Consider the following 21,974-nt stretch of genomic DNA (forward strand, 5'->3'; position numbering starts at 1 on the left):
GCTTTTGTCCGATGGGTGTGCAACGATTGTTGTGTAGCGACTGCTCAACTGAGGAGCCGGATGCGGGAATTCCGCACGTCCGGATCTGTGGGAACCACGGGTGAGCAATCACCCGTGGTCACCCGGCGGCAATCGCCTTAGGCGCCGCTGCAAGAGGTCGAGCGCTGCGATGGGCCGCAGGTGAACCGCAGGGTTTGCAAGCGGTGTCGCGGGCGCGTTCGCGCCCAGACTAGGAACTCAGACTGGGAGCTCAGACTGGGAGCTCAGACCAGCGGGCGGGGTGCGGGTGGGATCGGTAGGCTCAGTTCATTGCGCCGGCATTTGAGCCGGCGCGGAGGAAGAGGCGGGGCAAGCGGCCCCGCCTGGCGGTTGGCTGAGGTGGCCAACCGAGCAGCATCAGCCTAGACCAAGAAGCCGTAGGCAACGCCAACGACCATCAGCATCACGGCTGCGATGGACAGGATCTCGCCGCCGTTGAGTTGCTTGAGCGTCTGTAGAAGTTTCATTGCAGCAGTCCTCGTCGTAAGCAGTGGGGTGAACAGGAACACCTGGGTGCGCACACCATGACCGCGGTGTTCCGCCGCGAGGCGGTGCTGGGACCGCCCAGAGCGAATGCTCTACTACTTTATTAGCATATAGTAAATTAACTAGCCATTGAGAGATCGCAATCTAGGCGGGCGCGATGCAGGCAGCGAGAACCGGTTCACACAAGCCCTGAGCAATCCGCCTGCAATGGGATCTGCCGCACGCTCGGGTGCGTTCGCACGCAAGCGATGGGATCATGTGAGCGGTCTGGGGCGGCCTGCCGCCCTGTTGCTTGACCTGATTGATCACCAGGCTGCTCACTCGCGATGCCAAGCTCTCCCTCATCTTCCGTTGGCGCTGTCGGGGCCTTGTGGTGGTGGTTGCGGCCGCTGCTGTTCCGACTCGATGCCGAGCAGGCGCACCGAATCGCCCTCGCACTCGCGGCACGCTGGTCGAAGGTCTTTAGCGGTGAGCTGAGCGCGGGTGATCCCGCGCGCTCCGCGAGCCTGCGGGTCGAGGCGATGGGACTGCAGTTCCCGAATCCGATCGGTCTGGCGGCCGGACTCGACAAGGACGCTGAGGCCGTGCCGCTCTGGCAGCGGCTCGGCTTTGGATTCGTCGAGGTCGGCACGGTGACCGCGCTGGCCCAGCCGGGCAATCCGCAGCCACGGTTGTTCCGGCTGCCTGCCGATGCTGCGCTCGTGAACCGGATGGGATTCAACAATGCCGGGGCCGAGGCCATGGCGGTGCGGCTGACGCGACTGCGCGAGCGCGCGATCCTGCAGGTGCCGGTCGGGGTGAATCTCGGTAAGTCGAAGGTGACGGCCGCCGAGCAGGCGCCAGAGGATTATCGGCGCAGCTGCGAGCTGCTGGCCGAGCTGTCCGATTACTTGGTCGTCAATATCTCGAGCCCGAATACGCCCGGCCTGCGCGACCTGCAGACGGTCGAGCAGGTGCAGCGTCTGGTCGATGCGGTGCAGGGGCCGAATCAGCGCTTGGCGCGCCCCCGTCCAGTGCTGTTGAAGCTCGCACCCGATTTAGCGGACGAAGACGCGATCGCCTGCGCGCATGCGGCGCTCGAGGCCGGCTGCGCTGGCTTGATCCTGACCAATACAACGGTCCGGCTGGAGCAATTGAGTCGGCCTCAGGCGGGCCTCAGCGGTGGGCTCTCCGGACGCCCCCTCTTCGCTCGCAGCACCGCGCTGCTGGCACAGGTGCGTGCCGCTGTCGGCCCAGGGCCGGTGCTGATCGGTACCGGCGGCATCTTCTTGCCCGAGGATGTCGCGGCGAAACGCGACGCCGGCGCCGATCTGGTGCAGGTCTATACGGGGTTGATCTATCGGGGGCCCGGTTTGGTCCGGGAGCTGCTGCGCGCCAAGCGTGGGTTGGCGTTGCGACGCTGACGTTGTGCGGCGGCTACGATGGCGCCATCTCGGGCGCAGCAGCGGGAGCAACGCCATGCACCCGCTCGCGAACAAACCCTTAGGCGATTTCTGTCAAAGCTCATACCGCCTTGCTGGTCTTTTTGCTCGCCTTCTTCGTCGCGCCGCCGGTCACATAGCCCGGCTATGCTCCCGGCGACGCTCCTCGAAGGCAAACGAAAATCCTGCGCAATTCGGTACGAGCTTTTCCGGCAATCGCCTTAGATCAGGCCGCCTGGACGCTTTCGACCCGCAACCGCGGGAATGCCGTGCCGGAGCGCATCGCTGGATCGGAAGCAGACGGGATCGCTTCTCGTTGGCGAAAGCCCGCGTCGCGCGCGGCTCGCCTTCGTGCAGGGCCTGGTGAGACGCCTCCAACCATTGAGCAGGACGATGCAAGAGCGACCCAAGATCAAGACCGCGCTGCCGAAGCGGCGTTATCAGATCGGCGATCATTCAGCGACCTTGCTGGGCGAGATCGACAGCGATGATGACCGCGACTACCGGTTCATCCTGGCGTTGGTGCCGATGGGCGAGCAGGAGCCGGTTCTCTATGTGACGAGCGAGCAGGCGGCAGCCGAGCGGCGCAGCCAGGGAGCCTACGACCTGCGCGTCATCAGCGCGAGCTTGACCGATGTGCTCGATACAGCAGACCGCTGGAGCGACCTGGATGCGTTCGCAGAGCAGGCCCTCGATTTGGCGCAGCAGGTGCTCGGGCTGGGAAATCAGCAGGTCTTCAAACTGATGTGATCTTGGTTGCGGGCGAGTCCCTGGAGTCTCCATTGGCGGAAGCCGTTGTCGGGCTCGCAGCATCGGATCGCAATTGCGGTGGCGGCTCCAGTAGCAGGTGCTCCAAGGCCGAGCGCTCATCGTCGCACCGCCTTTGCAGCTCGTCCTCGGTAGCCCGTTGTTCCTCGAGCGAGCGCCGCAACTGCTCATGCTCGGTCTCCAGCACCGTGAGCCGGCCCCGGCTTGCGTCGAGCAGCCTGTACTCCGGTGCGAGCAGCCTTTCGATCCGTCGGATGCCGCGCCGCAGTCGCCGCGAACGGCGCGCCGGGGCGCTGAGCCAGCCGGATACGCCCTTTGCGGCACGCTGCCGCTCGGCCTCTTCGAGGTCGCTGCGCAATGTTCGCAAGGCCGGTTGTTGGGCGTCGATCCGTGCCTCGACCGAGCGGAGCGTCTGCGCCGTCGCACTGATCGCCTCGCGATACTCGGCCAGGGTTCGCGTGAGGCTGAGCTGCTGGTCGCGGCATGCAGCACGCGCCGAGCGATGCTGCTCCAAGCGCTGCTGCAGCGCATCGATGCGCTGCTCGCGTCGGGCGCGCTGCGCCTCGCGGTTGGCCTCGAGCTGTTCCTGATGCTCCTGTTCCAGCGCCCACTCGTCGCGCATCCGTTGTCGACGCGTCTCGCTGTCGAGCCGCTCCTTGAACTGGCCCAATCGCAGCTGCAGCTCCTGCTCGCGCACGGCCAGCTCTGATTCCCGTTGTCGATGCTCGAGCGCGAGCTGATGGTCGATGCTCTCGCGTCGGCGGCTCAGCAGCTCATGTTCATGCTCACGGTCGGCGTCGAGGCGGTCCAGGCTCGCCTTGGCGTCGAGCTCGTCACGGTAGGCGGCGAGAAAGGCATCCGGGCTGCGCTCCCACTGTTCCCAGCGGCGGGCGAACTCGGCCGGCGAGAGTCGGCGCGCCGGATCATCGTGATGAGCGAATCCCGGGATGTCGGCGAGTCCACCGGCGAGATACTTGCGGTACTGGCTCTGGACCGACTCGCTGTAGTAGGCCTGCACCGCCGGCGGCTCGAAAAGCTTGAGGGCGATCAGGGCGAAGAAGAGCACACCGAGTGCGGCCTGAGCGAACCCCTCAACGGTCTCGAAGTGGGGCACGCCCTGCTCGCCCGAGCTTTCGCGCAGCGCGGTGAGCGCCTTGGAGCGTGCGGCAAAGGTCAGCTCAGGTGGCGCCGGCGGCGGCTGCTCGGCCTCGATCTCGGCCCTGATCCGTTCGCGCAGGGCCTGTTCCTCGATGCGGAGCTCGGCCAATGCGGCATTGATCTCACTGAGCTGCTGCTGCAGCGCCCCGATGCGTGCATCGATCGGCGCGACCCGTTCTTCCAGCTCGTTGCGTTTGGATTCCAGCGTCTCGGCCAGCAGTTCGGCGCGGGCGTTCCATTTGCGCGCTTCGGGGCCGTAGCCCGCCGGCCGGCCGTCGCGTCCGAACACCTCGTCGCCCACCCGCTGCCGCGCCTCGGCGAGGTCCCGCGTCAGCACCTCGATCTCGGGCTGATACTCGGCCCGGATACGCTCTCGCCGCTGCCGTTCGGTCGCGATGGCCTCATCGATGCGACCAATCTGCTGCTCGAGACCCGCAATGCGCGCCTGAAAGCCGGTCTCGAGCTGGGCGATGCGCTCATCGACCTGCTCGCGCAAGATCTCGGCACGCTGATCGAAATAGTGCTCGACCTGGGACTGATGCCAAGCGGCGATGTCATCGGCTCGGATCAGTTTTTCGATGAACGGCGCGGTCACGTAGAGCGAGATCGCGACGATCCCGACCCGCACGAGCAGCCCGAGCAGCCAGCGCAGCAACGGGCCGGATTCGCGCAGTGCCTGCCCGCTCAGGCGAGGTTTCTCAGAGGTGATCAACGAGGCATCGACGACCCAGACCACCGCGAACAATAACGCGAACAGGAACAGCCCAATCGGCGGTCCCAGCCAGGCTGTTTCAGCCGGCACGAGCGAAAGGCCGATCATGCCCCAGACAAAGCCCTCGAGGCTCGCCATCAGCAGGATCAGCACCCAGGCCGAGCCGATCCAGGCCGCGGCCGCTGGTGTGAGCAGCTGGCGGCCATATGGCCGCAAGAAGAGATAGTCGCGCAGGCGCAGACGCGGGCCGTCGAGCCCGAGCCCGCCATAGGGGCCGGCACTCGCCCCATCCAGGCGCATCAGGGCGTTGCGCCGTGGGCTGAAGCCGGACCGATGCGCTTCCGGGTCAGGGTCTATCATTGCGTGCTCAGCTGTGCGGCGCCGCCCGGCCTCGTGCCGGTCTCGAGCGCACGCGCTTGGATAATGTCGTGTGTAGACGAATGATACTGAAGCTATTCCCTCGAGGCGCGCAGCGCTGTACCGACTCCGCCGCAGAGCCCCGGCTCGCCGCTTCCCGCCTGGCGCCCTGGGTGCTGCTCATTGCGGCCCTGCTGCTCTTGGCCAGCTGTAGCCGTGGCGGGGGACCAACCGTGCTCGGGCTGCGCGGCGCGACCATGGGGACGACCTACAGCGTGCAGATCGTCGAGCCGGCGGCCGAGCTCGACCGCGCCGCCTTGGCCGAGCGCATCGAGGCGAGGCTCGTGGCGATCAATGCGCAGATGTCGACCTATCAGCCCGACTCGGAGCTGTCGCGCTTCAACGCAAGCCCCTCGACCGACTGGTTCCCGGTCTCAGAGGAGCTGGTCTCGGTGCTGAAGACGGCGCAGGGGGTCAGTCGGGCTAGCGGCGGTGCATTCGATGTGACGGTGGGCCCTTTGGTGAATCTCTGGGGCTTCGGGCCGACCGTCAGCGCGGAGGCGCTGCCGACTGCGGGCGAGATCGCCGCGGCCCGGGCGCGGGTCGGCTGGCAGCAATTGCGGCTGCGGGAACAGCCGCCGGCGGTGCGCAAGACGCGCGCCGATCTCTCTGTCGATCTGTCGGCGATCGCGAAGGGTTATGCGGTTGATCGGATCGCCGAACTGCTCGAATCGGCGGACATCACCGACTATCTCGTCGAGATCGGCGGCGAATTGCGCGGGCGTGGCCGAAATGGCCGCGGTCAGCCCTGGCAGATCGCGATCGAGCGCCCCGAGACCGACAAGCGAGCGATCTTCCGCGTCGTGGCGCTGCGTGATCTGGGCATGGCCACCTCCGGCGACTATCGCAACTTCTTCGAGGTCGAAGGCCGGCGCTACTCGCATACGATCGATCCGGCGACCGGGCGTCCGGTCGGTCACCGGCTGGCCTCGGTCACGGTGCTGGCCGAATCGACGATGCGCGCGGATGCCTGGGCGACCGCGCTGCTCGTCCTGGGGCCGGATCGGGGGTTGGGCCTGGCTGAAGAACGGGGCTTGGCCGCGTTATTCATTGACCATGCCGGCGAGACATTCGAGGCCCGCGCCAGTGACGCCTTCGACGCCTTGCATGCGGACTAAGAGAGCCCCGATCAAAACGGCCGGTTGACTTGCGCAAGCTCCTGACTTCGCTCGCAGTAGGAGTCATGCTGTCAGGGCTTCCAAGGCGATCTCTGTCAAAGCTGACCCCGCCTTGCTGGCCGCAAACAGTCTAAACCGCGTCCAGAGACAGAAACGTCATTTTTTCGCAGCAGGCGCGGTCAAAATTGCACATCCCAAACTGGACGCAGTGTATACCCAAAGCACGTCAATTTTCGGCACGGCAGAGCGGAGGGTCGGGTGACGGCGAGCGGGGGTGTCGACGGCATGGATGCCGTCGTCAAGCCTCCACGGATGGATTCACGGCGTCCCCCGAACGCCGTTACGCGACGCGGAGCGGTCGAGTAAAACCGAAAACTGATTTGAGATGGGTATAAACAGATTTGGGTGACTGGCAGCTATAGTCACCCGCCCTGGTTTCCGGACAGGCTGAGTCCATCGGTGCTGACTGTTCCGGCGCTTCTGACCGGCCCTTCTGGCCGGCCCTTGTGTCCGGCGATCCGGCGGAATGGCTATAAAATGTCGGGGGTTGGCTCTTGCGCAGAGTGTTCAGGGTATTTGCGGGCAAGCGCTAACGCGAAGCCGGACGATCAGACCGCACTGCAAGCGCAGCGCGCCGAGCAAGGCGGAGCCGCGCCATCGCCGATCGCCTCATCAGCAGCGGGTGCGCGGTATACACTTGCTGTTATACCCAAAGCACGTCAATGCTCGGCACGGCAAAGTGGAGGGTCGGGTGACGCGACCCGGAGCAGTCGAGGAACACCGAAAATCAGTTTGCGATGGGTATAACCTGCGTTCACCAGTACCGGAGACGGCGATGGGACAAACCTTGAATGGCGTGTGCCGGCTGACGCTTGGGCCGGGTTTGACGCTGCTCTTGCTGGCCCTATCGGCGGTGACTGGCCTTGCTGCCGAGCCGCGCGAGCTGGTCATCATCAACGGCGCCGACTATTTTGGCGAGGACTACGACACCCTGCAGGACGTTGGCCTCGACGACTGCCAAGCCGCCTGTCTCGCCGACAACCGTTGCCAGGCATTCACCTACAACCGCAATGCCGGCTGGTGCTTCCTCAAGGCCGATTTCGGTGAGCTGCGCGCCTTCGATGGCGCTATCTCCGGCTATATCCGGGGTGCCGCACCCGAGCGCGCTGACCGGCGCGCCGAGCGTCGTTCGGAGCTGGCGTTCCTGCCGAGCCGTTATCGGGACGAGGCCGATGCGCTGCGCCGACGGATCGCGCAGGCCGACGATAGCACCGATGCTGATGGCGGACTCGATGCGATCATCGCCGACGCCCAGCGCGCGCTAAACGCGAACGACGCCCAAGACGCGGCTCGGGCCTATCGCGTCGCCGTTCGCTTGGCAACCGACGACTACGGCCTCTGGATGCGGCTGGCCGAGGCCGCTGGGGCGGTCGAGACCAACGATTGGTCGCTGCGCCAGCGCTTCCGCGAGGAGGCGACCGCGGCGGCGATCAACGCCTATCTGAGCGCCACTGATCCGGGCCAGCAGGCGCGGGCGCTGGCGCGGATCGGACGCGCGCTCGAGGCGCGCTCGGCCTGGCGCGAGGCCATACGGGCCGCGCGTGCGTCGCTGGCACTGGTCAATGATCCGGCGCTGCAGTCCCACCTGGACCAGCTCGTCGCACAGCACGGCTTCCGCGTCGTCGACCACAGCGTGTCTTCGGATGCGCGTGACCCGCGCATCTGCATCCGCTTCTCCGATCCATTGGCCCGCGACGGCGTCGTGCTCGCGGACTACATCGCGCTCGATGCGGCCGGGCTCGCGATCGAGCCGGAGGCCGAGCAGATCTGCATCGACGGTGTCGCGCACGGCGAGCGCTATCGGATCGAGGTGCGCGAGGGTCTGCCATCCAACGGTGGCGAGCGCCTCGCCAAGACGGTCGAGCTCAAGGTCTATGTGCGTGATCGCTCACCCTCGGTGCGCTTCCCGGGTCGTGCCTATGTGCTGCCGAGCGGCGGCGATGCGGCGCTGCCGGTGGTCACGGTCAACACCGATTTGCTCGAGGCGGCGCTCTATCGGGTCGGCGATCGCGCCCTCGGCGGCTTCGCGGCCGATGACGAGCTGCTCGCGCAGCTCAACGAGTACGAGACCGAGGCGCTGCAAGAGCGGCGCGGCGAACGACTCTGGAAGGGGCAGATCGAGACCCGCTCCGAGCTCAACCGTGAGGTCACGACGGCGATCCCGATCGCGGAGCTGATCGCCGAGATCGATCCTCGCCACGGCGATGCGAGCAGCACGCGCACGGGCCAGGCCGATGCGGGCCAGACCGCTGCGACCCGGACTGATGTGGCGAGTGCGCCGGCAGGCCAGGACGATGGCACTGCAGCCCGGGCGAGCGAGCAGCCGAGCCGGGCCAACATGTCCGCACCGTCGCCCGGCGCGCAAGCGACTCAGGCCGATACGACCGCACGCCAGCCTGATGCGCCAGTGCGTCGTCTCGCCCCGGGTGCCTATATCCTCACCGCGCGGCCGGCCGATGCGCTCAAGACCGATGGCCTGGCGACCCAATGGTTCGTCGTCTCCGATCTCGGGCTGACGGCGCTCTCCGCCGACGATGGCCTGCACGCGTTCGTGCGCTCGCTCTCCAGCGCCGAGCCGCTCGCCGATGTCCGGCTGCAGCTGCTGGCGCTGAACCAGCAGGTGCTCGGCGAGGCGCGCACCGATGCGCAGGGCCATGCGCGCTTCGACCCCGGCCTGCTGCGCGGCGAGGGCGGCAACCGGCCCGCCCTGCTGAGCGCCGAAGGCGCGCAGGGCGACTTTGGCTTCCTCGACCTGCAGGCGAGCCCGTTCGATCTGAGCGACCGCGGCGTGCAGGGTCGGCCAGCACCGAAGCCGATTGACAGCTATCTGGTCAGCGAGCGCGGTATCTATCGGCCCGGCGAAACAGTGACCTTGACCGCGCTGACGCGCGACCTGCGCGCCGGCGCGCTGACCGACGTGCCGCTGACCTTCGTGCTCGAACGGCCCGATGGTGTCGAGTTCCGCCGCGAGCAGGTCCCGGATCAGGGATTCGGCGGCCATCTGCTGCGCGTGCCGCTGCTCGACGACGCAATGCGCGGTACCTGGCAGGCGGAGGTGTTTGCTGATCCGCAGGCCGAGGCCCTGGCCCAGACCCCATTCCTGGTCGAGGACTTCGAGCCCGAGCGGCTCGATTTCACTGTCGAGTCGGCTGCCAAGACCCTGGACCCCGCATCGCCGCCGCGTTTGACGATCGACGCGCGCTATCTCTACGGCGCGCCGGCGGCTGGCCTCGAGGTCGAGGGCAGCACCCGCGTGAGCCAGGCCGATGGCCTCGAGGACTGGCCGGGCTGGCAGTTCGGCCTCGCCGATGATGAGGTCCATGAGCGAACCGCGCCGCTGCCGGGTACCGAGACTGGCGCCGACGGCAAGGCGCAGGTTGGCATCGAGCTGCCAACGCTGGCCCCGAGCAGCCGGCCGCTCAAGGCGCAGATCACTGTACAGGTGCTCGACGGCGGCGGGCGCCCGGTGGAGCGCGAGCTCAGCCTGCCGATTGCCGACCCGCGCCCGCGGATCGGCATCAGACCGCTGTTTGACGGCGCCGTCGAGCAGGGCGCCAATGCCCGTTTCGAGGTCATGGTGCTGGGCGGGGACGGCCAACCGGCTCAGGCCTCGGACCTGCGCTGGACCCTGTCCAAGGTCCAGACCTCCTATCAGTGGTATCAGACCGACGGCGACTGGCGCTATGAGCCAATCGTCAGCCGCACCCGGGTCGCGAGCGGCGAGCTCGCAATCGAGGCTGAGGGTGATGGCGCTGGGGGTGATGATGCTGGGGGTGACGGTTCGGGCGGTGACGGCGCTGGCGACCCCGTTTCTGGGCACGGCGCCGGGGATAGCGGCGCTGGGGATAGCGGCGTTGGGGACAGCGGCGTTGGGGACAGCGGCGTTGGCGTCGACGGCACGGGGCCGCTCACGAGAACGCTCGAGGCGGCGGTCGATTGGGGCGCGTACGAGCTGCGGGTCGAGGGTGGCGCAGAATCAGAAGCTGGCTCAGAGGCTGGCTCAGGGGCTGGCCCGGGGGCTGGCTCAGGGGCCGGTCCCAACCTTGTACCGGCAAGTATCGGCTTCGAGGCCGGTTGGTACGTCGCGCCGAAGGCGTTCGATACCCCGGATGGGCTCAAGGTCTCGCTCGACAAGCCCGAGTACCGGATCGGTGAGCAGGCACGGGTGCGTCTCGAGCCGCGCTTCCCAGGCCTGGCGCTGGTGGTGGTGATCAGCGGCGACGGCCTGGTCAGCATGCACCCGGCCGAGGTCCCGGAGGACGGTGCGACGGTCGCGTCGCCGGTCACCGCCGACTGGGGGCCGGGCGTCTATGTGACCGCAATGCTCTATCGCGGGATAGACCTGGCCGCGCGGCGGATGCCGCGGCGCGCGATCGGGCTGCACTGGGCCGGTGTCGACCCGGAAGAGCGACGCTTGGCGGTCGTGATCGATGCCCCCGAGCGCACAAGACCACGCGCGCCGCTCGAGGTGGACCTCAGGCTGACCAATCTTGCTCCGGGTGAAACGGCCTATGCCACCCTGGCCGCGGTCGATGTCGGTATCCTCAATCTGACCGGCTTCGAGCCCTGGTCGCCGGTGGGCTGGTACTTCGGCCAGCGTCGGCTCGGTGCAGCCTTGCGCGATCTCTACGGCCGGCTGATCGACCGGATGCAGGGCGAGCCGGGCCGGCTGCGCACCGGCAGCGGCGCCCGGCAGCTGATGAGCTTCGAGGGACCGCCGCCGAGCGAGGCCCTGGTCGCCTTCCAGAGCGAGATCCTCGAGGTCGATGCGAACGGCCAGGCTCAGGCGCGTTTCGATCTGCCCGACTTCAATGGTCAGGTACAACTGATGGCGATGGCCTGGTCCGCTGACGGCGTTGGCCAGGCTGCCAAGCAGGTGCTGGTACGCGACCCGATCGTCGTCAGTGCGGCGATGCCGCGCTTCCTGGCGCCGGGCGACCGCTCGCGCATCCTGGTCGAACTCGCCCATGTCGAGGGACCGGCGGGCACGGTCGAGGTCTCGCTGACCAGCAACGGCGAGGGGCTGGCGATCGACAACGACGGCACCCCGCTGCTGGTCGAGCTCGCCGAGCAGGGCCGCGCTCGGCTCGAGTACCCGGTCACCGCGACCCGGCTCGGCGACAACGAGCTGCTGATCCGGCTGGTCACCCCGGCCGGCGACGAGCTGACCAAGACCCTGCAGCTCGGGGTGCGGACGCTCGAGCCGCCCGTTCGACGGACCGCGACGGCCCGGCTTGAGCCGGGGGCCGATGCGCTGGCGCCGAGCTCGATGCTGAACGATGTCGAAGGGACCGACTTCGTCCCCGGGACCGGTCACTGGCTGGTCTCGGTCAGCGGCGCCGCGGGCATCGACGTGCCCGGCCTGCTTTGGGCGCTGGATCGTTATCCTTACGGCTGCGTCGAGCAGCGCACGAGCCGCGCGCTGCCGTTGCTGTACCTGGATCAGGTCGCCGTCGCGGCTGGGCTGCCGGCCGATCAGACCGCTGCGAAAAGGGTGCGCGAGACGATCGCGCAGGTACTCGCCCACCAGGCGTCGAATGGCGGTTTCGGGCTCTGGTCGCCCGCCCCCGGCGATCTCTGGCTCGATGCCTATGTCACCGATTTCCTGAGCCGGGCGCGCGAGCAGGGTTATACGGTGCCGGTGCCGGCCTTCGACAACTCGCTGGGCAACCTGCGCAACCAGCTCAGCTACGCGTCCGATTTCGATCAGGGCGGCGAAGGGATCGCCTATGGGCTCTATGTGCTGGCCCGCCATCAGCGCGTCCCGGTTGGCGACCTGCGCTACTACCTGGAGACCAAGCTCAACGCCTTCGCGACGCCGATGGCGCGCGCCCAGCTCGGTGCGGCGCTGGCGTTGTACGGCGAGCGCGACCGCGCCGCGATCGCGCTGCGCTCCGCTTTGGATCGATGGAATGACGGTCCCGATGCCCACGGTTGGCGCGACGACTTCGGCTCACATCTGCGCGACGGCGCGGCGCTGCTCGCGTTCGCGGCCGAGGCGAACCTCGGCGCGATCGACCTGCGCGCCCTTGGCGAGCGGCTGGCGCAGAAATGGTCGGCGCTTGAATACCCGAGCACCCAGGAGCAGGTCTGGATGCTGCTCGCCGCCCATGCGCTGATGGATGGTGCCGCCAAGCCCCGTCTCCGTGTCGGCGGTGAGCCGGTCGGCGACGCCTTCTTCCGCCGCTACGATCCGAGCCAGCGCGACGCCTTCGCGGCGCTCGCGATTGCCAATGCGGGCGAGCGGTCGCTGACGGCATCGGTCACCGCGAGCGGCGTGCCGCAGACAAAGCCGCCGGCATCTGCGCGCGGTTACGAAATCGAACGCGCCTACTACGATTTCGACGGCCGTCGAGTCGATCCGACCCAGGTCCAGCAAGGCGCGCGGCTGGTGGTGCTGGTCACGGTCACCGCCGATCGCCGTCGCGCCGCTCGGCTGATCGTCAGCGATCCGCTGCCGGCCGGCTTCGAGATCGACAATCCGCACCTGCTCCAGTCCGGCTCGGTCGAGGGGCTGCCCTGGCTGAATCTGATCACCGAGCCGGTGCATACCGCCTTCGGCGCCGATCGCTTTGTTGCGGCCGTCAATCGCGAGCGGCGTGATCCGCCGAGCTTCCAGCTCGCCTATGTGGTGCGGGCGGTCTCGCCGGGCGAATTCAGTCACCCGGCCGCCGCGGTCGAGGCGATGTATCAGCCCCAGCTCCGGGGGCGGACGGCGTCTGGCTCGGTGCTGATCCGAGCGGCAGAATGAGCCTGTTGGTTTCCCGCCCGCGTCGGGGGTTTGAGCCTCAGCGCGCGCTTGGGCTGTGCGATGAAGGCGGCGGCCGGGCGCCGCCCGGCTGGGTGAAGCTATCAGTGGTCAGCGGTCGGGGGCGTCCGTGCTGAGCGTCGCCGATCGCTACCTGCTGGCGGAGATCAGCAAGGTCTTTGCTGCGATCATGCTGACCTTGCTGATGGTGATGGTCAGCATGCTGCTGCTGCGCACGCTCGAGGAGGTCAACGTTGGCGCACTCAGCAACGATGCGGTGCTGCGCTACCTCGGGCTGCAGATCCTGCGCGATACGGCGAGCCTGCTGCCGCCGGCGTTCTTCATCGCGGTGCTGGTCACCCTCGGGCGCCTCGCTCGCGACAGCGAGCTGATCGCGTTCGGTGCCTGTGGCTTCGGCCCGGTGCGGCTTTACCGATCGTTACTGTTGTTCGCAGTGCCGCTTTCGCTCGTGACCGGCTGGTTCGCGTTGGTCGGTCAGCCCTATGCCTCGCTGCAGGTCCAGATCATCGAGGATGCTCAGGACCAACGCTCGACACAGGTCGCCGGCCTCCGCGCCGGTCGCTTCTATCAACAGGATGGCGGCCGCATCACCTTCTACGCCGCTGAGATCGACGAAGCGAACCGCTTTCGCGGCATCTTCCTGCAGGACAGGCGCGCCGAGCAGCCGCGACTGATCGTTGCCGACAGCGGCACTTACCAACGCGACCGCGAAACCGGTGAGCAGCGCGTGGTGCTCGAATCGGGGCGCCGCTACGACGGCACGGCCGGGAGAGCGGATTACCGGCTAGCGCACTTTGATCGCTACACCTACTTTCTCGACAGTGATCGGACGAGCGAGATCGAGCGGCGCCGGCGCGCAGCGATGCCGACGCGGGATCTGGTTGGTGCCGAGTCGCTCGCGGAGCGCGCCGAACTCAGCCATCGTCTCGCGGCGCCGCTTGCGATCTATGCGCTGGCCCTCCTTGCGATCCCGCTCACGACCCTGTCGCCGCGTCAGCGGGGAACGGCTCGACTCCTGCTGGCCTTCCTGACCTACTTCGCCTTCTTCAATCTACAGCGCTTGGCTGAGAATTGGTTTCAGACCGGTCTGACGCCGGCCTGGATGGGGATGCTCTGGTACCAGGCTGCGATCCTCTTGATGGTCTATCTGAGCCTGGCGCCAGGCTCGTTCTGGTTTAGGCAGGCCACTGATGCGATTCGTGGCTGGTACCGCAGCCGAAAACGCTGAGCTGGCCAAGGCTGCAGCGTCCGGCGACAGCGCATGGCCCCTTGGCACCCGCCCGGCGCTAGATTCTGCTGGGGGGTTACGTTGTGCCTGTCAGTGCGGTCCCTTTCGGAGTCGCTTGCCGATGACCATGGGGCAGATGGCCGTGGGGCCGATGACCGTGGGGCGCATGGCCGTGGCGAGGGCCTCGCTGACGTTCATGGCACGGCGTGCCACCCCGGACGATGAATGCCGAATGCGGCGTGATTCACGGTAACTGCCGTGTTGGGCTTCAGTTCAGCCGTTCCTCCTGTAGCCGAACATCGAGCAGGTTGAGCCTGAGCGTCTCTCCGCTCAATGCCGAGACCTCCACCTTGGCTGCATGTACAGCGGTCGCGATGCTGAGCGCTTGCACGATATCGCGGCCACTGATGGCACCGCCCGCGGCCAGGTCGTCGACTCCGGTCAAGATGTTCTGGACCAAACTTGCGACCGCCTCGCCGTCATCGGTCTCCTCGTGCAGCGGGAGGTCGAGGTCGATACTCTGGAAAGGCGCTGGACTCCAGTATTCGAAGTGATTCATGACGTTCTACCTCTTTGGCTGGGCGGCTTGTCGGGCAGCTGGTTATCGTCGGGCTGGTTAGGGTGCGCTTTGGGGTGCGCTCGGCCTCGCCTGATCATGCGATCTTCAGTCCGCGGGGCAGGACGGATCAGGCATGGAGTTGAGTGCGACCGCTGGCGCGTCGGAGGGGGGACTCGGAACGATCTGATACCGGGCAACACGATCGCGGAGGGCGGCCTCAGAAAGTCGTCCGCTTTGCTGATCCTCGATTCCGCCCCGGGTGGGCTGTGCGGACGGTGCCGACCGAATCGGGGCTGATGCCCAGGGTGCCGCCGCCTGGCGGGCAGCGGCTAGTAAGTCAAGACTGGATGCCTGAACCCCTGATGCGAGATGGGAGTAAAGGGCATCGCCTGAGCACCCTGGCTGGCCCGCGCCGGTCGTTCCGGATGGGGACCAGAGGACCAGGCCGGTGATTAGGGCCGGCAGGGCTCGGCGGACTGCGATCAGCCTCTGCGAAGTCACGAGCATCGTGCGTCTCCTCCCCGCCGGTTACGGGGTGTTGTCAGGTTCTGCCTGAACAAAACTTGGTCGTACCTGATACTGTCACCATTATCTAGCGGAGCAGTGTGCCTCTTTTGGGGCCCTGCCGCCCGCGATGCGATTGCTGAGCATCGATATTGACTAGGATTTGAACTGAATCTAGGCCGATAATTCGGCTTTGTCAATGGGGAAATCCAATTTTTATATGAACAAAATCTGTTCATCGAGGGTGTGATCTTGTCAGAATCTGAGCAGCCGTTCACCTGTCAGACCTACCGGATCGGCGCCGTCGCGCGCCTCACCGGAATTCCGCCCGATACCCTACGTGTGTGGGAGCGCCGCTATGCCGTCGTCGAACCCATCCGGTCCGAGGCCGGAACTCGGCTCTACTCCGCCGAAGACGTCGGGCGACTGACCCTGATCAAGCGGCTGGTCGACAACGGCGATGCGATAAGCCACGTCGCACCGTTGACGCTGGCGCAACTGCGCGAGCGCTCACAGGGGCTGCAGGTGGCGCCGAGCAACGAGACCGAGCGACAACCCTGCCGAATCGCGGTGCTCGGGCCGACGCTGCCCACGCTACTGGCTAGAGGCGGTGAACCGCTCAGTGCCGAGAATCACGGCATCGAGCTGGTCGGGGCATTCGACGATGAGCGCCGCTTCCGCGACGCGGCCGCCGAGCTCAAGATCGACCTACTGGTACTGGAGCGACCGACCATTCAGCTTGATCGGATCGCGCAGATCAGCGATCTGCTGACCGAGTCTGGTGCATCGCAGGGGCTAGTAGTCTATGGATTCGCATCCAGGGGCGCGGTCGAGCGGCTGGAGGCGCAACGGATCACGGCCAAGCGCGCGCCGGTCGATGCAGCCGAGCTCGCGCGCTGGTGCGCCGCGCTGCATGGGGCCGAGCAGCGGCCGGCCGCCGAGACCCTGCTCGCGGATATCGATCTCTCATCCCCGATCCCGCGGCGGCTCTATGACAGCGCGATGCTGGCGCGGATCGCGACCGCGTCCCCGACCGTTCGCTGCGAGTGCCCGCATCATCTGGTGCAGCTCGTCTCGAGCCTCGTCGCCTTCGAGCAGTACAGCCGCGAGTGCGAGAGCCGCAACGCCGAGGATGCTGCCCTGCATGCCTTCCTCCATGCGGCCACTGCGCGCGCCCGCGCCACGATGGAGGCTGCGCTTGCCCGCGTCGTCGAGGCCGAGGGGATCGATATCTGAGCGGGCGCGGTTGCCCTCGCGGGCGATCTCGGCGAGGGTGCTGCTAAACTTCTGTTTCGATCGATCGTCCAGGCTGTCCCACCGCTCATGATCTCCCTCCTCGACTATGGCGCCGGCAACGTGCGCAGTGTCCGGAATGCCATCGCCAAACTCGGTTTCGAGCTCATCGATATCCGGCGCCCGCGCGACATCCTCGATGCCGAGTACCTGATCTTCCCCGGCGTCGGTGCGTTCGGCGCCGCGATGCAGCGACTCGACGCCCTCGGCTATACCGAGCCTCTGAAGGAATATCTGGCTGCAGACCGACCCTTCCTCGGGATCTGTCTGGGGCTGCAGACGCTCTTTGAGGCCAGTGAGGAGTCGCCCGGGATTGCCGGCCTCGGTCTGATCCCAGGGCAGGTGCGGCGCTTTCCCGAGTCGGCGCTTGCGGTGCCGCACATGGGCTGGAACGGCCTGCGATTGCAGCGCCCCGGTCCGCTGCTGACCGGTCTGGATGCGCAGCGGTTCTATTTCGTCCATTCCTTCTACGCCGAATCGACCGCCGAGAATGCGGGCTGGGTGCTCGCCGAGACCGACTATGGCGCTTCGTTCGTCAGCGCTGTGCAGCGCGGCCGGGTTGCGGCCGTCCAGTTCCATCCCGAGAAGAGTGGTCAAGACGGTCTTGAGGTGCTGCGGCGTTTCCTCAGTGGGGAGGCCCTGCAGCCGGAGCGGGAATCGGCGGCCGAGCAAGGGACGTCGGGGCCGACACAGTTGGCTCGCCGGGTGATCGCCTGTCTCGATGTGCGCAGCAATGATGCCGGGGATCTGGTCGTGACCAAGGGCGATCAATACGACGTGCGCGAGCCTGGTGGTGCAGTGCGCAATCTCGGCAAGCCGGTCGAGTTGGCAGGACGCTACTACGACGAGGGCGCCGATGAGATCACCTTCCTGAACATTACGGCGTTTCGGGACTTCCCGTTGGCCGATCAGCCGATGCTCGAGGTGCTGCGGCGCACCTCCGAGAACGTCTTCGTCCCGCTGACGATCGGCGGCGGCATCCGGGCCTTCACCGATGCCGACGGCCACGGGTATAGCGCGCTCGATGTCGCCGGGGAATACTTCCGCTCCGGTGCTGACAAGGTCTCGATCGGCTCAGAGGCCGTCGCGATCGTCGAGGCCTTCCGCGCTAGCGGCGGCGACGGCAGCAGCGCGATCGAGCAGATCGCGACCGTCTACGGCAATCAGGCGGTGGTGATCTCGGTCGACCCGCGGCGGGTCTACGTCGACTCGCCGGACGCCACCGAGCGCACGACGATCGAGACCGCGCTGCCGGGGCCGAACGGTGAGCGCTTCTGCTGGTTCCAGTGCACCGTCAAGGGCGGACGCGAGGGCCGGGACGTCGATGCGATCGAGCTGGCGCGGGTCTGCGAGCAGCTTGGAGCCGGCGAGATCCTGCTGAACTCGATCGACCGCGACGGCACCGGCAGCGGCTTCGATCTGGAGCTCGTCGCTGCAGTGCGGGCAGCGGTCGGTATCCCGGTGATCGCCTCCAGCGGTGCGGGCAGCCCCGAGCATTTCACGCAGGTGTTTCAGTCCGCCGGTGCTGAGGCCGCACTCGCAGCCGGGATCTTCCACCGCCGCGAGGTGCCGATTGCCTCGGTCAAGGCACGGCTTCGGGACGACGGCATTCCCGTGCGTGACTGAGATGCCCAGTCGAGACGGCCGCTTCGATATCGCACCTCGGGTCCGCAGCGGGGGATGCGGGCGGCGGTTCGGCGCCGTGCTGCTCGGCACGCTGCTGTTGATCGGCTGTGCACAGCTGCCGCTCGGCCACAAGGCGCTGCCGGCTGGCCTCGAGCGTGATGAGCTGCTCACCGAGATCGCCGCCTGTCACCTGCTGCGGGTGATGCAAAGTGAGGACCGGGCGGCGACCGATGCGGTGGTCATCGCCGCGCTCGACCAATACGGCTTCGGCGTCGAGCGCATGATCCGGCGCGCAAACGACCTCACGCGCGCCGTCGCCGCTCGACCGGACGAGGGCGCACGGCTTCGCCGCCGAGCCCAAAACGCCTGCACGCAGCTTGCCGCTCTGACCGGCACGACGCCCGGTCTGGTGCGGTTCGATCCCGATGGCAGCGTCGATAAGACCTGGCTGGTGGTCGACGGTGAGATCAGCGACGGCTTCGCTGAGCGTGTGATCGAGCGGCTGCGTGCCGAGCGGGCGGTCGGGCTGGTGATCAACAGCCCTGGCGGCTCGCTCTATGAAGCACGCCAGCTCGGCCGCTGGCTGCGCGAGAACGGTATCCCGGTTGGGGTCAACCGGATCTGTACTTCGGCCTGCGTCGACGTGCTGGCCGGCGGCATCGAGCGTTATGTGACCGCGAACGCACGGCTCGGCATCCACCAGAGCAGGGTGCCGGCGCATCTGAGCAGCCATGAGGGTGGGCAACTCTCGGTGGTCAGCGCCGCACTCTACCTGCGCGAGATGGGCATCGATGAGAGCGTTGCGCTGGCCGCTGCGGCCGTGCCCAACAATAAGATGTACTGGATCTCGCTCGGCGAGGCGCTCGAGACCGGGCTCGCGACCAAGGTCGTGCCCGGATTCTAGCTACGAGGCCCTGTCAGAATACTGATCCAGCCTATACGGGCCTCTGATTTCGATGGCCGTAAGGAGTATGCTGTCAGGGCTTCTCAGTGCCTGTTAATCAGCGCGCACGAGCTCGAGCACATGCTGCGCATGGCCCTTCGGCGTCACATCGTAGAGCGCGTGACGGATGATACCGTCCTGGCCGATGATAAAGGTGCTGCGTTGGATGCCGATACGGCGCTCGCCGTTCTTCTCTTTCTCCCTCAACACGCCATAGGCTTGGCAGGCATCCCCGTCGGTATCGGCGAGTAGACGCATGGCCAGGCCGTACTTGTCGCGGAACGCGCCGTGACTGGCGCAAGTGTCGCGGCTGATGCCGACGAGCGTCGCGCCGCAGGCCTCGAACTCGGGTTGCAGGTCGCTGAATTCGAGAGCCTCCATGGTGCAGCCCGGCGTGTCGTCCTTTGGGTAGAAACAGAGCACGATCTTGCCCTGGCGCAGCAGATCGGCGCTGTGGACGCGTTCCATGTCTGCATCGGGCAGCGAGAATTCTGGCGCTTGGTCGCCCATTTGCAGCATTGCAGGTCTCTCCTCTGGCGGACACCTTCTGGGGGCGTTTTCGATTGCCCGTTTGCGCAGCGGCCACTTGCCGTTTCGAGTTTGATGCGACGGTTGGCGATATCCGCGGCGGTTGGGGTGCGGCGGCCGGGGGCGGTGGTCGAGCTCCGCGGTCGATCTCCGCGGAATCTAGGTGGCCTGGGGGAAGGCGTCAACCGTTGAGTCCCTGACAACCGCTCAATGGACGACCTTGGTGTCATCTCCGGCCCGTGCGTTTGGGAGGCGGATTCGGGCAATCAGGCCGCCGCCTTCGCGGTCGCCGAGCTCGATCTCCATCTCGTTGGCAACGGCGAGCTGACGGGCGACTGCGAGCCCGAGGCCGGAGCCGCCGGTTGAGCGGTTGCGGGAATGCTCGAGACGGTAGAAGGGACGAAACACGGCATTGCGCTCGCTCTCGGGGATGCCCGGTCCCTGGTCCAGTACGAATAGCGAGGGTGTCTCGTGCCGGCAGTCGAGGCGGACCTCGACCGATCCGTTGCTGTAGCGCAACGCGTTTTCGATCAGGTTGCCGAGGATGCGGCGCAGCGCGGAGGCATTAATGGAGTGGATGCAGCGCCCGAGCGGCCGCCAGGCGATTCGAGGCCGGTTGCCGACGACCTCGCTGACCAGTTCGGCGATATCTTCCCGTTGGCGCTCGCCGGCACCGAGGGTGCCGCCGAGCTCGACGGCTTGACCGATCTGGGTGCTCATCTCGTCGATGTCGCGGCGCATGCGGGCAGTCAAGTGTGGATCGGCCTCGTCCGGGAGCATCTCGAGCGCTAGCCGCAGGCGCGTCAATGGCGTGCGAAGGTCGTGCGAGATGCCGGCGAGCAGCACTGTGCGGTCGGCGAGCAGTTCTCGAACCTGCTGGCTGGTCTCGTTGAACTGGCGCGCGAGGTCGGCGAGCTCGCGCGGTCCGTTTTCGGGCAGGGGCTCGGGCGAGCGGCCTTTGGCGACCTCCTCGGCCGCGCGTGCGAGCCGCGTCAGCGGTGCCGTGACCCGGCGCGCAAGGATGGCAGCGGTCAGCACGACCAGTAATACGGCCAGCGCCGAGATCACCAGCACGCCGATCAGCGGCCGGGTGCCGATACGATCGCGCGGGATACCGGCCCAGACGGTGTCCTGGTTCGTCTCGAGGTTGACCCAGAACCAACGTCGACCCTCGATCAGGTTGCTCTGCATGCGCACTGGCCTGTCCAGGCGCTGGCTCAGCGCCTGGCTCAGTCGGAACACATATGGATAGAAGTAGTCATCGAGGCCTTGCGGCGGGTCTGAACCGGGCAGCAGCCGCACCTGATATTCCTCGAGCAGCTTGTCTTGGTAATCCTGCCGGGCTGGCTTGGGTAGCAGCACCAGCGTGCGCGCCGAGAGCTCCATGAACGCGGCCAGGTCCGCGGTCGAGCGCTGTACGACCGGGTAGAGTACGTAGTAGAGCGCCGAGCCGAAGGTGATCAGTGCGAAAGCGCCGAAGCTGAGCACCAACGTCAGCAGTACCCGGGCAAAGAGCGAGGCGGGGCGAAAGCGCATGCGAGCCCAGGCGCCGATCTCCAGGCGCTAGACCTCGCCGGCAGGCGTGAAGATGTAACCGCGCCCCCAGACGGTGCGGACATAGCAGGGCTCTTTTTTGTGGGGCTCGATCTTCGCGCGCAGTCGTGCGACCTGCACATCGATGCTGCGGTCGAAGGGGTTGCGCTCGTAGCCCTTGAGCAGGTCCAAGAGCCGGTCGCGATCCAGCACGCGGTTCGGATGCTCGGCGAAGATGCGCAGCAGATCGAACTCGCTGCCGGTGAGCGCGACGTTGTCGCCATCACGCAGCAGGCGGCGGCTCGCGAGCTCCAGGCGATAGGGGCCGAAGCTGATCTGATCGGCCGAGCTGTTGTCTTCGCGGTGCGCCGGGCGGCGCAGCACCGCCCGGATGCGGGCCAATAGCTCACGCGGATTGAAGGGCTTGGCGAGGTAATCGTCCGCACCGACCTCAAGGCCGATGATCCGGTCGATCTCGTCCCCGCGGGCCGAGAGCATGATGATCGGGATCGACATCTTCTGCCGCAATCGCCGCGCCAGCGTGAGCCCGTCATCACCAGGGAGCATCAGGTCGAGGATGATGATGTCGGCTTCGTTCTGATCCAGCCACTCGAACATCGCATTGCCTTCAGCGACACCGGTGACATTGAAGCCCTCCCGTTGCAGATAATCCTGCAAAAGCTCGCGAAGCGAGGCGTCGTCGTCGACCACGAGGACTTGGGTCTTCGTGCTCACAGCGTCGGTAGCCATGGCCAGTGCCTGTGCGTTCTGTCGTCAGGTCCCATCGTTACAAATTGTCACCGCATAAGTAT

Annotated in this window: 13 protein-coding genes; 8 read left to right on the top strand and 5 right to left on the bottom strand. The window is 66.7% G+C overall.

The window, feature by feature from the left end:
- Positions 1-893 precede the first annotated feature (893 nt).
- Together CKO40_RS12920 and CKO40_RS12925 are read left to right on the top strand one after the other, a co-directional pair.
- The gene (locus CKO40_RS12920) at positions 894-1,928 is read left to right on the top strand and encodes a quinone-dependent dihydroorotate dehydrogenase (protein WP_242477013.1); all 1,035 of its coding nucleotides are present in this window, start codon (positions 894-896) and stop codon (positions 1,926-1,928) included.
- Between the two features lie 411 nt (positions 1,929-2,339).
- A complete protein-coding gene (locus tag CKO40_RS12925; RefSeq protein WP_200346638.1) occupies positions 2,340-2,696 on the top strand; it encodes a hypothetical protein in 357 nt (118 codons plus the stop codon).
- Here the strand turns inward: CKO40_RS12925 and CKO40_RS12930 are convergent.
- A complete protein-coding gene (locus CKO40_RS12930; RefSeq protein ID WP_200346639.1) occupies positions 2,683-4,944 on the bottom strand; it encodes a DUF4407 domain-containing protein in 2,262 nt (753 codons plus the stop codon). The two genes, CKO40_RS12925 and CKO40_RS12930, sit on opposite strands and share 14 nt — an antisense overlap.
- Before the next feature lie 80 nt (positions 4,945-5,024).
- Between CKO40_RS12930 and CKO40_RS12935 the strand changes: the two genes are divergently transcribed.
- From CKO40_RS12935 to lptF, 3 genes are all read left to right on the top strand, one after another.
- On the top strand, positions 5,025-6,119 hold the full coding sequence (locus CKO40_RS12935; protein ID WP_200346640.1) for an FAD:protein FMN transferase: 1,095 nt from the start codon (positions 5,025-5,027) through the stop codon (positions 6,117-6,119).
- Positions 6,120-6,954: 835 nt separating this feature from the next.
- On the top strand, positions 6,955-12,930 hold the full coding sequence (locus CKO40_RS24945) for an alpha-2-macroglobulin family protein (protein WP_200346641.1): 5,976 nt from the start codon (positions 6,955-6,957) through the stop codon (positions 12,928-12,930).
- Between the two features lie 127 nt (positions 12,931-13,057).
- Positions 13,058-14,176 (top strand): LPS export ABC transporter permease LptF, encoded by a 1,119-nt coding sequence (gene lptF, locus CKO40_RS12945; protein WP_200346642.1) that lies wholly within the window; start codon positions 13,058-13,060, stop codon positions 14,174-14,176.
- Between the two features lie 268 nt (positions 14,177-14,444).
- On the opposite strand, the gene CKO40_RS12950 is transcribed toward lptF, so the two are convergent.
- Complete coding sequence (locus CKO40_RS12950) at positions 14,445-14,735, bottom strand: hypothetical protein (RefSeq protein ID WP_200346643.1); 291 nt, start codon at positions 14,733-14,735, stop codon at positions 14,445-14,447.
- Positions 14,736-15,491: 756 nt separating this feature from the next.
- Here CKO40_RS12950 and CKO40_RS12955 point away from each other — a divergent pair.
- The 3 genes from CKO40_RS12955 (at position 15,492) to CKO40_RS12965 (ending at position 19,062) form a co-directional block, all read left to right on the top strand.
- Positions 15,492-16,475, top strand: a complete 984-nt coding sequence (locus CKO40_RS12955) for a MerR family transcriptional regulator (RefSeq protein WP_200346644.1) — start codon at positions 15,492-15,494, stop codon at positions 16,473-16,475.
- Positions 16,476-16,562: 87 nt separating this feature from the next.
- A complete protein-coding gene (gene hisF / locus CKO40_RS12960; protein ID WP_200346645.1) occupies positions 16,563-18,158 on the top strand; it encodes an imidazole glycerol phosphate synthase subunit HisF in 1,596 nt (531 codons plus the stop codon).
- A gap of 1 nt (position 18,159) precedes the next feature.
- Positions 18,160-19,062, top strand: coding sequence for a COG3904 family protein (locus CKO40_RS12965; protein ID WP_242477014.1), 903 nt, complete (start codon positions 18,160-18,162; stop codon positions 19,060-19,062).
- A gap of 93 nt (positions 19,063-19,155) precedes the next feature.
- Here the strand turns inward: CKO40_RS12965 and CKO40_RS12970 are convergent, their stop codons facing one another.
- The 3 genes from CKO40_RS12970 to CKO40_RS12980 form a co-directional block, all read right to left on the bottom strand.
- A complete protein-coding gene (locus CKO40_RS12970; protein WP_200346646.1) occupies positions 19,156-19,620 on the bottom strand; it encodes a peroxiredoxin in 465 nt (154 codons plus the stop codon).
- A 216-nt stretch (positions 19,621-19,836) separates the two neighbouring features.
- A complete protein-coding gene (locus CKO40_RS12975; protein WP_200346647.1) occupies positions 19,837-21,165 on the bottom strand; it encodes an ATP-binding protein in 1,329 nt (442 codons plus the stop codon).
- Positions 21,166-21,192: 27 nt separating this feature from the next.
- On the bottom strand, positions 21,193-21,912 hold the full coding sequence (locus tag CKO40_RS12980) for a response regulator (protein WP_200346648.1): 720 nt from the start codon (positions 21,910-21,912) through the stop codon (positions 21,193-21,195).
- Positions 21,913-21,974 lie beyond the last annotated feature (62 nt).

The organism is Halochromatium glycolicum (assembly GCF_016584085.1).
Lineage (GTDB): Bacteria > Pseudomonadota > Gammaproteobacteria > Chromatiales > Chromatiaceae > Lamprobacter > Lamprobacter glycolicus.